General features: G+C 69.3%; 12 protein-coding genes and 1 pseudogene. 7 read left to right on the forward strand and 6 right to left on the reverse strand.

Annotated features, from left to right (window positions below; genetic code table 11):
- Positions 1 to 52 precede the first annotated feature (52 nt).
- The gene (locus tag HNR07_RS18925) at positions 53 to 343 is read left to right on the forward strand and encodes a mycoredoxin (RefSeq protein ID WP_246420386.1); all 291 of its coding nucleotides are present in this window, start codon (positions 53 to 55) and stop codon (positions 341 to 343) included.
- 115 nt (positions 344 to 458) lie between these two features.
- On the forward strand, positions 459 to 941 hold the full coding sequence (locus HNR07_RS18930; protein WP_184366127.1) for an ANTAR domain-containing response regulator: 483 nt from the start codon (positions 459 to 461) through the stop codon (positions 939 to 941).
- 143 nt (positions 942 to 1,084) lie between these two features.
- Here the strand turns inward: HNR07_RS18930 and nudC are convergent, their stop codons facing one another.
- The 5 genes from nudC to HNR07_RS18955 all read right to left on the reverse strand — a co-directional run bounded on the left by nudC (position 1,085) and on the right by HNR07_RS18955 (position 6,522).
- Complete coding sequence (gene nudC / locus HNR07_RS18935; RefSeq protein WP_184366128.1) at positions 1,085 to 2,035, reverse strand: NAD(+) diphosphatase; 951 nt, start codon at positions 2,033 to 2,035, stop codon at positions 1,085 to 1,087.
- Between the two features lie 138 nt (positions 2,036 to 2,173).
- Entirely contained in the window at positions 2,174 to 3,556 is a 1,383-nt protein-coding gene (locus tag HNR07_RS18940) for a dipeptidase (RefSeq protein WP_184366129.1), read from the reverse strand.
- 231 nt (positions 3,557 to 3,787) lie between these two features.
- Complete coding sequence (locus tag HNR07_RS18945; RefSeq protein WP_184366130.1) at positions 3,788 to 4,495, reverse strand: phosphonatase-like hydrolase; 708 nt, start codon at positions 4,493 to 4,495, stop codon at positions 3,788 to 3,790.
- A gap of 2 nt (positions 4,496 to 4,497) precedes the next feature.
- On the reverse strand, positions 4,498 to 5,613 hold the full coding sequence (locus HNR07_RS18950; RefSeq protein WP_425572571.1) for a TIGR03364 family FAD-dependent oxidoreductase: 1,116 nt from the start codon (positions 5,611 to 5,613) through the stop codon (positions 4,498 to 4,500).
- Between the two features lie 135 nt (positions 5,614 to 5,748).
- A complete protein-coding gene (locus HNR07_RS18955; RefSeq protein ID WP_184366132.1) occupies positions 5,749 to 6,522 on the reverse strand; it encodes a GntR family transcriptional regulator in 774 nt (257 codons plus the stop codon).
- A gap of 319 nt (positions 6,523 to 6,841) precedes the next feature.
- On the opposite strand from HNR07_RS18955, the gene HNR07_RS18960 reads away from it, so the two are divergent.
- On the forward strand, positions 6,842 to 8,509 hold the full coding sequence (locus HNR07_RS18960; RefSeq protein WP_184361138.1) for an IS4 family transposase: 1,668 nt from the start codon (positions 6,842 to 6,844) through the stop codon (positions 8,507 to 8,509).
- 63 nt (positions 8,510 to 8,572) lie between these two features.
- On the opposite strand, the pseudogene HNR07_RS18965 reads toward HNR07_RS18960, so the two are convergent.
- A pseudogene (locus HNR07_RS18965) lies at positions 8,573 to 9,724 on the reverse strand (RNA-guided endonuclease InsQ/TnpB family protein).
- 232 nt (positions 9,725 to 9,956) lie between these two features.
- Between HNR07_RS18965 and HNR07_RS18970 the strand changes: the two are divergent.
- The 4 genes from HNR07_RS18970 to HNR07_RS18985 all read left to right on the forward strand — a co-directional run bounded on the left by HNR07_RS18970 (position 9,957) and on the right by HNR07_RS18985 (position 13,616).
- Entirely contained in the window at positions 9,957 to 10,493 is a 537-nt protein-coding gene (locus tag HNR07_RS18970; RefSeq protein ID WP_184366133.1) for an EF-hand domain-containing protein, read from the forward strand.
- 245 nt (positions 10,494 to 10,738) lie between these two features.
- The gene (locus HNR07_RS18975; RefSeq protein WP_184366134.1) at positions 10,739 to 11,383 is read left to right on the forward strand and encodes a DUF4333 domain-containing protein; all 645 of its coding nucleotides are present in this window, start codon (positions 10,739 to 10,741) and stop codon (positions 11,381 to 11,383) included.
- Between the two features lie 183 nt (positions 11,384 to 11,566).
- Positions 11,567 to 11,875 carry a DUF4333 domain-containing protein gene (locus HNR07_RS18980; RefSeq protein ID WP_184366135.1) on the forward strand — a complete coding sequence of 103 codons (309 nt, stop codon included), beginning with the start codon at positions 11,567 to 11,569 and terminating at the stop codon, positions 11,873 to 11,875.
- Between the two features lie 676 nt (positions 11,876 to 12,551).
- A complete protein-coding gene (locus tag HNR07_RS18985) occupies positions 12,552 to 13,616 on the forward strand; it encodes an IS110 family RNA-guided transposase (RefSeq protein WP_184366136.1) in 1,065 nt (354 codons plus the stop codon).
- The last annotated feature ends 31 nt before the right edge of the window (positions 13,617 to 13,647 follow it).

The following is a 13,647-nucleotide window of genomic DNA, read 5'->3' on the forward strand; positions in this document are numbered from 1 at the left end:
GGAAGCGGTGAGGCCCCCTTGGTGTTGAGAGTTGGGGAACCGACCCCCCACCATGACCGTCGACCTGAAAGACGTGAGCGAGATGACGAGTACGGGCACCGAACTTTTCACGATGTACAGCACCCCCTGGTGCGGGTACTGCAGACGCCTCAAGAGCCAGCTCTCCCGCGAGGGGATCGCGATTCGCGAGGTGAACATCGAGGAGAACCCGGAGGCCGCGGAGTACGTGATGAAGGTGAACGGCGGGAACCAGACGGTCCCCACGGTGGTCTTCAGTGACGAAACGGCGATGACCAACCCGTCGCTCGCTCAGGTGAAGAAGAAGTTGGCCGAGCTGTCCTAGGACGAACGGCGCGGACCGCACACGGTTGCGGTCCGCGCGGCGGGTCCCCTCCCCCCCAGGGGGCGGACACCCCCGGGTTCCGACCGGCGGCGCGGCCGACACCGTAGCTCGGACGATGACGGGGAGTGTTGAGTTGGGGGACGACGTGAGGTCTCATGACGTAGCGGTCACCGACACGGTGGACGTCGAAGTGGTGCGCCGCACCCCGAACGGGTGGCGTGTGGGCACCGACCAGAACGGGCACGAGACGCCGGACCTGGTCAGTGCGATGGTCCTGGCGGACCTGCTCACCGCCGAGGCGGGGACCGGCAGACCCCGCACCCAGGCTCCGGGCCGCGCCCCGGAGGGGGCGTCGGAAGTGGAGCGGCTGCGGCACACGATCACGCAGCTGGAGCACGCGCTGCACTCGAGGGTCGTGGTGGAGCAGGCCATCGGGGTGCTCGCGGAACGGCACACGATGCCGCCCCGCGAGGCGTTCGAGAGACTTCGCTCCTCGGCCAGGTCCCGGGGGCGCAAGGTCGCCGAACTGGCCCAGGACGTGGTGGAGAGCAGCACCAGCCCCCTGACCGTCCTCCCGGACGAGCTGACCACGGGATAGGACCGGGGCCGGGCCGGCCGATCCCGGTCGGCGGCAGGACCGGTACGCACCGCGGGACGTCCGGTTCGGGGGGGACGGACGACCCGCGGTTCGGGCGCGCCCGGGCCACGCGGGCCCCGGGCGGTGACGGCTCCGGGTTCGGTCTACCAGCCTCCCGGGAGCTCCGCGCCGTACCAGTGCTCGATCAGGGTGCGGGCGATGGAGAGCCGCCCCGGCAGGACGACCTCCTCGGAGTGCACGGCCTCGGCCAGCTCGGCCCGGGTGAACCAGCGGGTCTCGGCGATCTCGTCGTCGGTCCGCTCGGTCTCGCCCACCGCACGGGCGGTGTAGCCCATCATGAGGCTGCGCGGGAACGGCCAGGGCTGCGAGGACAGGTAGCGGGGGTCCTCGACGACCACGCCCGCCTCCTCCGCCACCTCGCGGATCACCGCCTGTTCCAGGGACTCCCCCGCGTCCACGAACCCGGCCAGCACGGAGAAGCGGTGCGCGTCCCAGTTGGGGTTGTTGCCGAGCAGGCACTCCTCCTGACCGTCGCGCTCGCGGTGCACCAGCATGATCACCGCCGGGTCCATCCGGGGGAACTGTTCGGTGCCCTCCTCCTCGCAGACGCGCACGTGGCCGGCCTTCTCGATCCGGGTGCGGGCACCGCAGCGCGGGCAGAAGCCGTGGCTGGCGTTCCAGTTCGCGAGGGCGACCGCCCGGGTGAACAGGCCGGTGTCGTGGTCGTTGAGGACCGCGCCGACCTCGCGCAGGGAGGCGGGTTCGGCGACGGGGTTGGGCTCCAGGTCCTGGTGCGAGCGGACCGCGAAGTAGGCGCGCTCGCCGTCGCTGCCCAGCAGGTACCGCTCGCCCGCAGGAGCGTGGTGGGGGTCGAGCAGGACGAGCTCCCGGGTCTGACCGGTGGTGACCAGCGCGCGGGACTGCTTGGCCATGAGGGCCTTCCAGCCGTAGCTGCCGGGTTCACCGCCCTCCAGGACCAGGACCCTGGTGTTCGGGTCCGCCCAGGCCGCGGCCAGCCAGTCGTCGTCACCGCGCCGGTGTCCGGCGGGGTTGACGGTCGAGCGGGCGAGCAGGGGTGTGGCTTCGGATTCCATGCGACCTTCCGGTTCTGAGGTTCTCCTCAAGGTCTAACGCCCGCGGGGCCCTCGCGCACTCCCGTTCCCGGAACCGGCGCGGCCGCCGCCAGCGTACGGCGGCCGCGAGCGGTAGGCGACGGTACCGGATGTGCGGGATCAGGCGTCCTTGGCGGCGCCCAGTTCCTCCCACAGGTAGGCCGCGCTCTCGGCGCCCTTGAGCAGCAGCGGCATCTCCACCTTCTCGTTGGGGGCGTGGATGCGGTCCTCGTTGAGTCCCACGGCCACGAACACCAGCGGGGCTTCGAGGATGTCGGCGATGTCGGCCTCGGGGCCGCTGCCGCCCTCACGGGTGAACAGGACCTCCTTGCCGAAGGCGCGGCCCATGGCGGAGCGGGCGGCCTTCAGGGCGGTGGAGGACAGGTCGGAGGCGCAGGCGCGCACGCCCGGGCCGCCGAACTCCAGCTCGGCGGTGATGCCGTCCGGGGTGTTGGCCTCCACGTACTCGCGGACCCGGTCCTGGATCTCCAAGGGCTCCTGGCCGGGCACGAGGCGGAAGCTGATCTTGGCGTGCGCGGAGCGGGGCACGATGGTCTTGCCGCCCGCGCCGGTGTGCCCGCCCCACATGCCGTTGATCTCGGCGGTGGGCCGCAGCCAGACGCGCTCCAGGGTGCTGTACCCCTTCTCCCCGCGCGCGGCGGTGGAGGCGGCGGTGGCCAGCCACTCCTCCTCGTCGAAGGGCAGCCGCGCGATGAGCTCGCGCTCCTGCGCGCTGGCCTCGACGACCCCGTCGTAGAAACCGGGGATCGCGACGCGGTCGTCGGCGTCGTGCAGACCGGAGAGCAGGTCGCTCATGATCTTGAGCGGGTTGGGCACCGCACCGCCGAAGGAACCGCTGTGCAGGTCGCGCCCGGGACCGAAGAGGTTGATCTCCACGTCGGTGACGCCGCGCATGCCCACGCACATGGAGGGGGTGTCGGGCGCCCACATGGTGGTGTCGGAGATGACCGCGACGTCGCAGGCCAGGCGCTCGCGGTTGGCCTTCATCAGCTCAGCGAAGTGGACGGACCCGGACTCCTCCTCACCCTCCACCAGCAGCTTGACGGTGACCGGCGGGGCGTCCGCACCGGAGGCGGCCAGGGCGGCCCGCACACCGAGGGCGTGGAAGAGGACCTGGCCCTTGTCGTCGGAGGACCCGCGCGCGTAGAGGGAGGTGCCACGCTCGGTGGGGACGAAGGGCTCTGTCTCCCACTCCTCCAGCGGGTCCACCGGCTGCACGTCGTGGTGGCCGTAGACCAGCACCGTGGGCGCCGCGGGGTCGGCGGCGCGCCACTCGGCGAACACGGCGGGCAGCCCGGGGGTCTCCCAGACCTCGACCGTGGGGAAGCCGGTCTCGGTGAGGTGGTCCGCCAGCCAGCGGGCCGAGCGGCGCACGTCGTCGTGGCGCTCGGGGTCGGCGGAGATCGAGGGGATCGCCAGCCATTCCTTGAGCGAGGTGAGGAACTCGTCCCCGTGGGCCTCGATGTAGGCACGCGCGTCCATCAGCCGTCCTTGTCCTAGACATCCTTGTCAGGATCGACCTTAGAACCTGGACGAACAGGACGGTACGCCAGAGGTGCCATCCGGGCCGGAGGTGGACGGAAGGCAAGGCTGCCGCTACCAAAGGACGGGGGTGACTCCCCGTGCCCAGCACACCGCGAGCATCATGGCCAAGCTCGGCCTCGCCCACGGGGACGCGGACATCAACCGTCGGGTAAAGGCGTTCCTGCGCGGTTAGGGGGTTTCCTGCGCCGCGAGCAGGTCGGGCAGGGCAGCCACCGAGTCCAGGACGTGGGTGGCCCCGGCGGCCCTCAGAGCGGCGGTGTCGTGGGCTCCGGTGAGGACACCCGCGACGGTCCCAGCTCCGGCGTTGCGGCCGGTGCGCACGTCCGAGGCGGTGTCACCGGCGACGGCGACGGCAGCCACCGAGGAAACCTGGGCGCGCAGAGCGGCCGCGAGGACCATGTCCGGGTGGGGGCGGCCGCGTCCGCCGACGTCGGCGGGGCAGAGGGTGAAGTCGACCAGGTTCTCCCAGCCCAGGGCAGCGAGGATGCGGTCCTGGGTGTCGCGGGCGAAACCGGTGGTCAGGGCGATGGTGCGGCCCTGGTCCCGGAGGCCGCGCAGGGCGTCCTCCGCGCCGGGCAGCGGGGCGCAGTGGCCCTCGTCGACCAGGCGCGCGTAGGCGGCTTCGAAAGCGATGTTCGCCTGCTGGGCACGGTTCTCGTCGTGGTCGGTGAGGTGGCGGAAGACGGTGATCTTGGATTCGCCCATGGTGGCGCGCACGTAGTCGAGCTGGGCCGTGGTGAAGTCGGGCAGGGCGGCCTGGAAGGCGCGCTCGACCAGGCCGCCGTCGGCGACGGTGGTCCCGGCCATGTCCAGCACCACGAGTTCGGTGGTCACGGGGTTCGTGGGGTTCTCGGAGGCGGCGGGGTTCGCGGTCATGGTCACCAGTCCAGTTCGTCTGCGGTGGTCTCGGCGATGGCGGGGGAACAGGTCATGCCGCGTCCGCCGGGGCCGGTGACCAGCCAGGCGGAGTCGGCGACGGGGGCACGGTGCACGACGTTCGAGGTGCCCGTGCACTGGGCGTAGACCCCGGCCCAGCGGCGGCGGACCGACGGCAGCGGGCGGCCGAGGAGGCCTTCGGCCACCTGGGCGAGGTGCTCGTAGGGGTCCTCGACGGTGTCGAAGGAGAAGGGGTGCTCGTACTCGTGGGTGTCGCCGATGGTGAGGGAGCCGTCGGCGCGCTGGACCATGAGCAGCTGCATGGCGTGCTCACGGGCGGTGGGCGGCTGGGGCTGTCCGGCGTTGAGGGCGTCCAACTCGGGGCCCTGGTAGGCCGGGTAGTAGCGGAAGCTGTCGGCGTCGGCGACGGAAGTGGTCAGGGCCTCGCCCAGGGGCCCGGTCTGCATCATCTGCAGGCGGACCCGGCGCACCGGCAGCTCGGGAACGAGTTCGCGGACCAGTCCGCCGAGCCAGGCTCCGGTGCACAGCACGACCTGGTCTCCCTGATGGGTCTGGCCGTTGTCGTCGCGGACGGCTCCGGGCGCGGGCAGGTCGCGGACCTCGCGGCCGGTGAGCAGGGTGTAGCGGCCGCTGCGGGCGAGCTCGGCCTGAAGGGCGTTCTGGGCCACCCGGGGTTCGACCTGGGCGTCGCGGCGGCACCACAGGGCGCCGAGGAGTTCGCCGCGCAGGGCCGGGTTCACCTCGCGGACGCGTTCGGGTTCGAGGAGTCGGAGGTCACGCGGCTGGGCGTCGGGGCCCTGGACGGCGGCCTTCGCGACGGCCAGCTCGGCTTCGGTGGTCAGGGCGGTGAGCGAACCGGAGGGGCGGAAGCCCAGGTCGGGAACGCGCTCGGCGATCCCCTCCCAGAGCTCGCGGGAGCGCAGCGCGGTCTCCAGCTCCGGACCACTGGAGCGGCCGCTGACCCAGACCAGGCCGAAGTTGCGGACGGAGGCGCCCCGCGCGGCGGCCTCGCGTTCGAGGTGGACGACCTCGTGCCCTCGGGAAACGGCCTGCCAGGCGTGCATGGTGCCGAGCACCCCGGCGCCGACGATGATCACTCTCATGTCTTCGAGCCTGGTGGGGAAGGGTGGAGCGACCGGTGCCCGGGAGGGAAGCGCGGGTGAACCGCCCTCAAACTTTGGACCAGACACGTTATTCATTCGTTATCAAAGATCACGCCCAGGCCTCCTGGTTCACTCAGCGGTGAGACGCGTGGTGAAACTGAACCGGTCCCCCCGGTACAGGGAGCGCACGCGTTCGAGCGGACGGCCCTGAGCGTCCCGGGACAGGCGGTGGATGAGCAGCATGGGCAGCGCGGGCGGGGTTCCGACGAGCAGGGCCTCGCGCGGGGTGGCCAGGACCGTCTCCAGGCGCTCGTCGGCGCTGGCGAAGCCGTCGCCCGCCTGCTCCCGCAGGTAGGCGTAGAAACTGGAGTCGGGGTCGAAGTCGGTGTCCAACCGGGGCGCGCGCTCCACGGCCACGTAGGTGGACTCCAACCCCACGCGTTCGTCGTCGGCCCACAGCACCCGCTCCATGTGCCAGACCGGCTCCCCTTCGGCCAGGTCAAGCTCGGCCGCGAGTCCAGCCGGGCACGGCCACCTGCGCAGGTCGACCAGGGTCCGTCCCGGGGACCGGCCCTGGCGGCGCACCCCCTCGGTGTAGCTGGTGAGGGAGAGGGGCTGTTCGAGCTTGGGCCCGGCCACGACCGTCCCCCGCCCCCGGCGGCGAAGGCGGCCCTCCAGGAACAGGTCCCGCAGTGCCTGGCGGACGGTCTCCCGGGCCGCGCCGAAGCGTTCGGCCAGCTCGCGCTCGGTGGGCAGGACACGCCCTTCGGGCAGGCCGTCCACCAGCTCGGTGAGCCGTATGCGCACCGCGTAGTACTTGGGCACGCGCCCGTGTTCGGGCACACCCGCGCGCACGGGCGCCCCGCCGTCCTGAGGGATTCCGGTCACCGACACGCCCGACATTGTCCCCTACCCGCGTGAACGCCCGGCCCTCACGCGCAGCGCCACCGGGCACCGAGAGCCCGGTCGCCCCGCCATCGCCCCGGTTCGATCTGGTTCCACCCGATTCGGGTCACCCGGGAGACCAGAGCCCTCAGAGAACCGGGTCACCTGGGGATGTCAACTTCTCGGTCCTGAAGGCAATGCCGCGTAGTTAGGCGATCATCCATCAAAGCAACTCGGACACCCACCGCCAGAGCACCCCCTCTACACCAGGAACGGGACCCCCTGATAGACGCAGTGATACCGACCAAGGTCATCACCGCTCACACAAGAGGTCCCGTTGCCACACCAGTCTGCCATCTCTGTGTCCACCCGTGTCGTTGAAACAGCCGAGGGCATCTTCGCGCCAGGGCATCTGGGCGAGTTGACCCAGCACATCCCCTTCGAACTCGTCGATGACGTGCTAGCACGAACCAACCACCTCCAACAGCGGCTCCGGCAGCTCCCCTCACGAGTTGGCGTGTACTTCCTGCTCGCGCTGGCGCTCTTCCCCTCACTGGGATACGCCAGGGTCTGGGACAAACTGGTGGCCGGAATACAGTCTGCGGGCACCGCCCGCCCCTCGGAAAAAGGGCTGCGGGACCTGCGCCGACGGCTGAGCCCAGCCCCGTTGAAACTGCTCTTTGAGACACTGGCCGGACCTGTCGGCCGACCACGCACACCCGGGATCAGCTACCGCCACTGGCGCACCGTGGCCCTGGACGGCTGTTCATCCATCAAAGCCCCTGACCAGCTACGCGTGCGAGGCTGGCTGGGCAAGGTACTACGCCCCAACGGCTGGGACGGCTACCCCATGCTCCGGCTGATGGCCCTGTGTGAGACCGGTACCCGCAGCCTGCTGGGTGCGGTCTTTGGCCCCACCAGCTGCGGTGAACGCGGCTATGCCAGACGCCTGCTGCCCCTTCTCGACGCGAGCATGCTCTTGCTGGCCGATCGCGGCTTCGACTCCGATGACTTCCTCACCCAGGTCGCCGGTACCCGGGCCCAACTACTGATCCGCCTCAACGGGCGCCGTACCCCCGCAGTGATGACACCCCTGCCCGACGGCTCCTACCTGACGCGGATCAACGGTCTGACCCTGCGTGTCATCGAAGCGGACATCACCGCCACCTGCCAGGACGGGCAACGAATCGCCAGCAGGTACCGGCTGGCCACCACGTTGCTAGACCACCGACACGATCCTGCCACCACCCTGATCCGCCTGTACCACGAGCGTTGGGAAGTGGAGTCTGCCTTCTACGCCTTGCGGCACACTCTGCTCGACGGACTCGTCCTGCGCTCGCAGGACCCCTTTGGTCTGCAGCAGGAGATCTGGGCCCAACTCGCTCTCTACCAGGCGCTACGACGCGCGATGGTCGAGGCCACTGACACCGATGCCTCCATCGATCCAGACCGTGCGAGTTTCACCGTCGCCCTTGAGGCCGCCCGCAACCAGGTCATCACCGCACAGGGCGTCCTGTCCTGCCTTCCCGGCACCGCAACAATCACCCACGCGGTCATGACCGGTCTTTTGCCCAGACGTCGTGCCCGCCTCAGCGCCCGCCGGGTGAAGGCCTACACCTCCCGCTACCGAGGCAACTCTACTGAGGAACGCCCACTGAGCAGCCGGAACATCATCCATCTGGCTATCACGGTCCACACCGCGCAGACCGGCGCGGACCCCAGGGGTCTTACCTGCGCTTCCACGCCGCCTTCGCCTGGCGGGCGCAGGCAGGGCCGTCGAGACCGCACCCTGCAGCTCCTACGAACAGCCGGTCAGCGCACCTGGAGTTCGAAGGAGATCGCGCGCAGTCTCAGCATCGATCACTACCGCAGTTTCTGCGCGCAACTGGGCCAGTGGGCGAAGGACGGTCTTCTTAGCAAAGTTGGCCGGGGCCTGTACAGACTCGCACCGGAATGGCGCCTACCAGCAGGAACCCATGATTTGCCCTCTCAGTCCACCGCCTAACTACGCGGCATTGGTCCTGAAGGACCGAGCTTGCAGCTCTAACACCTACCTGGCGGGTACGTCTCAGGCCGCGTCGTCGGCAGCGTGACTCACTGCCCAACCCACCACACCGCGCTTGGCGACGTTGCGGGCTGCGTTGACGTCGGCGTGCTCAGCGAAGCCGCACGACGTGCACACAAAGGTGGCCTGGTTGGTCCGGTTCCTCTTGTCGACGTGGTCGCACTCGCTGCACCCCTGCGAGGTGTAGGCCGCATCCACGTACACCACCGGAACCCCGGCCCGTTTCGCCTTGTAGGCGATATAGGACCCGAGCTGGGCGAAGGACCAGGAGTGCAGCGTGACCCGCTGGGGCTTGCGTAGCCGTGCCCTCTCGCGGATACCACCCAAATCCTCCAGGGCGATGCCGCGACAGGTGCGTTGAGCCTCGGTCACGATGCGTTTGGCGATGCGGTGATTGGTATCGGCCGCGAACCGCCTCTCCCGGCCCGACAACCGGCGCAGCACCCGTTTGGCCGACTTGGTGCCCTTGTGCCGCTACCTTCGGCGCAGATGACGGTGCCGGTGCCGGACATGATTGATGCGCTTACCGGAGTAGAGGGTCCCGTCGGAGGTGGTGGCGATGTTGGCGATGCCCAGGTCGACGCCGAGGAACCCCTCGGGGGTGTACTCATCGGCCTCGGGAACCTCGCACGTGGCGTACACATACCAGTTGCCACCGCGTCGGACCAGGTCGGACTCACCCTGCCGGTACTCGGCAAGCAACTTCACCTGCTCCGGGGAACCGGTGAACAGCACACCCTTCATCCGCCCCCGCACCGTCCAGATCGAGACGGTGCGCGCGTCCATCTGCCAGGACAGCGACCGGTCGTCGAAGGGCTGCGCGGCGTCCTTGCGGAACCGCACCGGCGAGTTCTCCACCCGAGTGCGGCGCTTGGACCCCTCAGGGCCGTGGTTCCCGGCCTTGAGGTTGGCCTTCGACGTGGCACAGGCCCCAGCGACCTTGCGTACGCAGTGGATCGCGGGCTGGGCCGACAACCCCATCGCTTTGAGCTCGCCGTAGACCAGGCGCTGCAACGGCGCCTTGGCCTTCACGCCGCTCTTGTGGGCGCGTCGGGAAGCGTGGTTGGCTGCCTGGTTGCACAGCTTCAGCGTCTCCCACAAAGCCGCCTCCTGAGCGGCGTCGGGGATCAGCTTCACCTGTGTAACGACCTTCATGATCGAACACGTTAACGAACCACCCCGGCGGGTGTGGCAGAACTAGAAAACTCCCCACAGTCCGCAACACCATTGGCGCTGAAGCTTTACAGGCCAAGGGGCGGAGCGATTCCTCCCAGCCGTGAACGACCGGGATTCCTCGCTAGCAATGGTTGAAAGGGAACCTTTTCCGGGACCTGGGACTCTGAAGTCTGGGGGCGGGAAGGGCCCGCCCCGATTCCAGGAGGACCGCGTGAGCACCAACCCCCAGATCGCCGCCAGGTTCGGCGATCTCTTCGACGCCTTGGACACTGACGGCGACAAGACGGTGACCTGGGCTGACTACCAGCGCCTCGTGGACCGCTACCTGTCCGGCTACGGCCTGGCCGCGTCCGAGCCCAGGGCCCAGGCCGTCCGGGAGGCGTACGAGTCCCTATGGCAGAAGCTGGCCCAGGCCTCGCAGGACGAGCCATTGGACCGGGACCGGTTCGTGGCGGCCATGCACTCGGCTGCGGAGGACAGGAGCCGCTCGAACGCGGCCGAGGCCGTGGCGGAGGCCGTGTTCGACCTTTTGGACGAGGCCAGGGACGGCCGGATCAGCCAGGAGGAGTTCCTGGTGTACACGAACGCCCTGGGAGCCCGTGAGGAGGACGCGCGCAAGCGGTTCTCGCACGTGGACACCGATGGTGACGGCTACATCAGCCGCGAGGAGTTCGTGCTCTCCGCCCGCCAGTTCCTGTTCGGCGACGACCTGGACTCCCCCGGCGGCTTCGTCTTCGGGGTGGTCTGAGCGGTCTGAACGGCAACGGGCGGCGGCGCACGGGAACCGCCGCCGCCCGGCGGCGCCCCGCCTGGGTCTCCTCGCGGGGCCTGTGAACGGAAGACCCGTGACGCAGGCGGTTCCTTCACGGACACCGAGTGAACAAATAAGACATAAAGCCACAAAAACATCTCAGCTCCTCGGTCTTCGGAACCCGCGCACCATGACCCGCGTCCATCCTTGCGGCAACAGTCCACCAACACTAGGAGCCCGCAATGCAGCAGTTCAGACGCCATGGAATCATCGCCGGGTTGGCACTGGGAGCGCTTCCCCTCCTGCTGGCGACCGGCTGCTCCTTCGACTTCAGCGTCGGGGACCTTGAGGCCGTCGACACCGCCGACGCCGTCGACGCCGTCGGGGCCGTCGATGCCGCGGAGGTCGCCGAGAAGTCGAGCGCGATGCTGGCCGAACAGGTCGGCGAGACCCCCGACGACTTCACCTGCTCCGAGGACCTGCCCGCGGAGGTGGGCGCCGAGATCCGCTGCGAACTCACCCACGGCGGCGAAAGCCTCGGCGTGACCGTCACGACGACCGAGGTCGACGGTTCCGACGTCAACTGGGACGTCAAGGTCGACGACGCCCCGACTGGCGACGCCGCCGAAGTCCAGGACGGCTCCTCCGCCGTGGCGAACAACGGCCAGGTGAGCAACACGGAGGTCATCAACCAGTCGACCCCGGCACTGGAGGCAGCCGGCCACTCCCCCGAGAACTTCGTCTGCAGTGACACCCACCTGCTCGCGGAGGTCGGGGCCCAGTTGGGCTGCCAGTTCATCGAGAACGGCACCACCCAGCACATCACCGTCACGGTGACCTCCGTCGAAGGCAGCGACGTCAAGTGGGACATCCACTTCGACGAGTAGCCCCGCCGCCCCAGGGCCCTACGGGGGCCGCCCCCACCCCTGCGGCGGCTCCCTCCCCTTACCGGCCCGGCAGGACCACGAACAGGTAGAGAAACGTCTTCCCGCAGAACCAGAGAGCCGTTTGCGGAGTCTGACTGAGGCGCGCACTACCCCCACGAATCCCCCATGCCTCAGGAGGCCACAATGCTTCAGGTCAAACGCGAACGAATCATCGCCAGCGCGGCACTGGGCGCTCTGTCCATCCTTCTGGCCACCGGCTGCTCGGCATCCATCTCGGCCAGCAGGGTCGCCGAAGAGTCCAGCAAGATGCTGACCTCGGAGCTCGGCCAGGAACCGGACGACCTCACCTGCGATGAAGGGCTCCCCGCCGAGGTGGGCGCCGAGATCCGCTGCGTGATCGAGATCGATGGCGAGACCATCGACGCGACAGTCACGGTCACCGAGGTCGACGGCAACGAGGTCCAGTGGGAAATCCGGACCGAAGCACCCTAGTAACCCAGCAGGAACGACCGAAGCCCGGCCGTGACCACCCTCTGGTCACTGCCGGGCTCCCTAGGTTCGTTCCCCCGTTTCCCGCCGCTCGACGGTGGCCGTCTGCGCTGCGCGCGTCGAAGGCTTCGCCCGCAGGGCGCTCCACCTTGATCCGCTTCGCCGCGACGGCGGTGGGCGGCTGACGGGAAACGGGGGAGGAGTGGTTGGGGCCCAACCCGAACTACCTCGGCCTTCGGTCGGAGTCCTCCCCGGCTCGGCGCGGATCGGCGGGCCGTGTCGCGGCCGGTCAAGGTCGGTGACGGAAAAGCAGCAGCGAAGGAGAGAGCCCCCAGGCCCCGGGCCCGGTTTCGGCCCCGGTTTCAGAGATGATCTTGCTACCAGGGGCAAGTTCGGCGCCGAACTTGCCCCTGGTAGCAAGATCTACTGGTTCACCATGGTGGGTGTCGGGAGGGTTTCGACGGGAGCCGCCCGGCAGCGGCGCTGGGGTGACTCCAGCAAGATCTGTCCCGCGTGGACCTATCGATGACCTGTCCACCAGCGCTCGCAGGCCAAGGCCCTGGCCGCGGGAGTGACCTCATAGAAGCCTGTGCAGCCGATAACTCACAGTAGATCTGTCCCCCGGGCCAGGGCCCTGGTAGTCGTCCCGTTCCTGACCAAGAGGAAGCAGGACACCACCATGGTGACAGTGGGTATCGATCCGCACAAGGACATGCACCAGGCCGTCGCGCTGGCCCAGGACGGCACCCGCCTGGGCAGGGCCAAGAAGGTCAACACGGGCCCCCAGGCCCTGGGCCAGCTCTTGGCCTGGATCCGTGCCCTGGCCGCAAACAGCCCGGTGCTGTGGGCCATCGAGGGCGGCCCCGGCCTGGGCCGGGCCCTGGCCGACGCTCTGCTGGGGGCGGGCCAGGAGGTGGTGTGGGTGCCACCGCGTGCTATGGCCGCCCACCGCCGCCTGGGCGGGCCGGTGGGCGCCAAGTCCGACGTGATCGACGCGGTGGCCATCGCGCGTGCGGCCCTGGCCGACCCTGGCCTGGCCCGTCACCGGATCGACCCGCAGGTGCGGCAGGTGCGTGTGCTGGTGAACCTGCGCCAGAACCTGACCGATCAGCGTGTGGCCCTGACCAACCGGGTGCTGGCGGCGGTGCACATCGAGCTGGACCACCGTCTGGGCCAGGGGGCGTTGGCCACCCGGGCCAAGGTGGGGCGGGTGCGTGCGCTGGTGGAGGGGGCCGGGTTGGACGAGATGGTGCGGTGGGCTCTGCTGGAGCAGTTGGAGGAGATCCACACCCTGTTCGTGCGTGCGGCCGAGGTGGAGCGGCGCCTGAAGGAGTTGGTGGAGCCGTTGGCGCCGAACCTGTTGGGGATTCGTGGTGTGGGTGTGGTCTGGGCTGCGGTGTTGCTTGCGCAGGTGGGGGATGTGTCGCGGTTTGCGACCTCGGCGAGGATGGCGCGGTGGGCGGGGAGCGCGCCGATTCCGGTGTTTTCCTCGGGGCGGGATCGGCACCGGTTGCACCGGGGTGGGAACCGGCAGGTGAATCGGGCGTTGCACTCGATCGGGGTGGTCCAGGTCCGGCTGGGTGAGCCAGCGCGGGAGTTCGTGCGTTCCCGGGAGGGGGCCAAGGGCACCAAGGGTGCGTATCGGGCTTTGAAGCGGCATCTGGTGGATGTGGTGTATCGGGCGATGGTCGCTGATCAAGTGGTGAGAGGGCGGGCTGAGGTCTGTCTTCAACCCGCCACTTGACATAGAAGCGTCATCGGGGGTGAGGGGGTTT

It is taken from the genome of Nocardiopsis metallicus (assembly GCF_014201115.1).
Classification (GTDB): Bacteria; Actinomycetota; Actinomycetes; order Streptosporangiales; family Streptosporangiaceae; genus Nocardiopsis; species Nocardiopsis metallicus.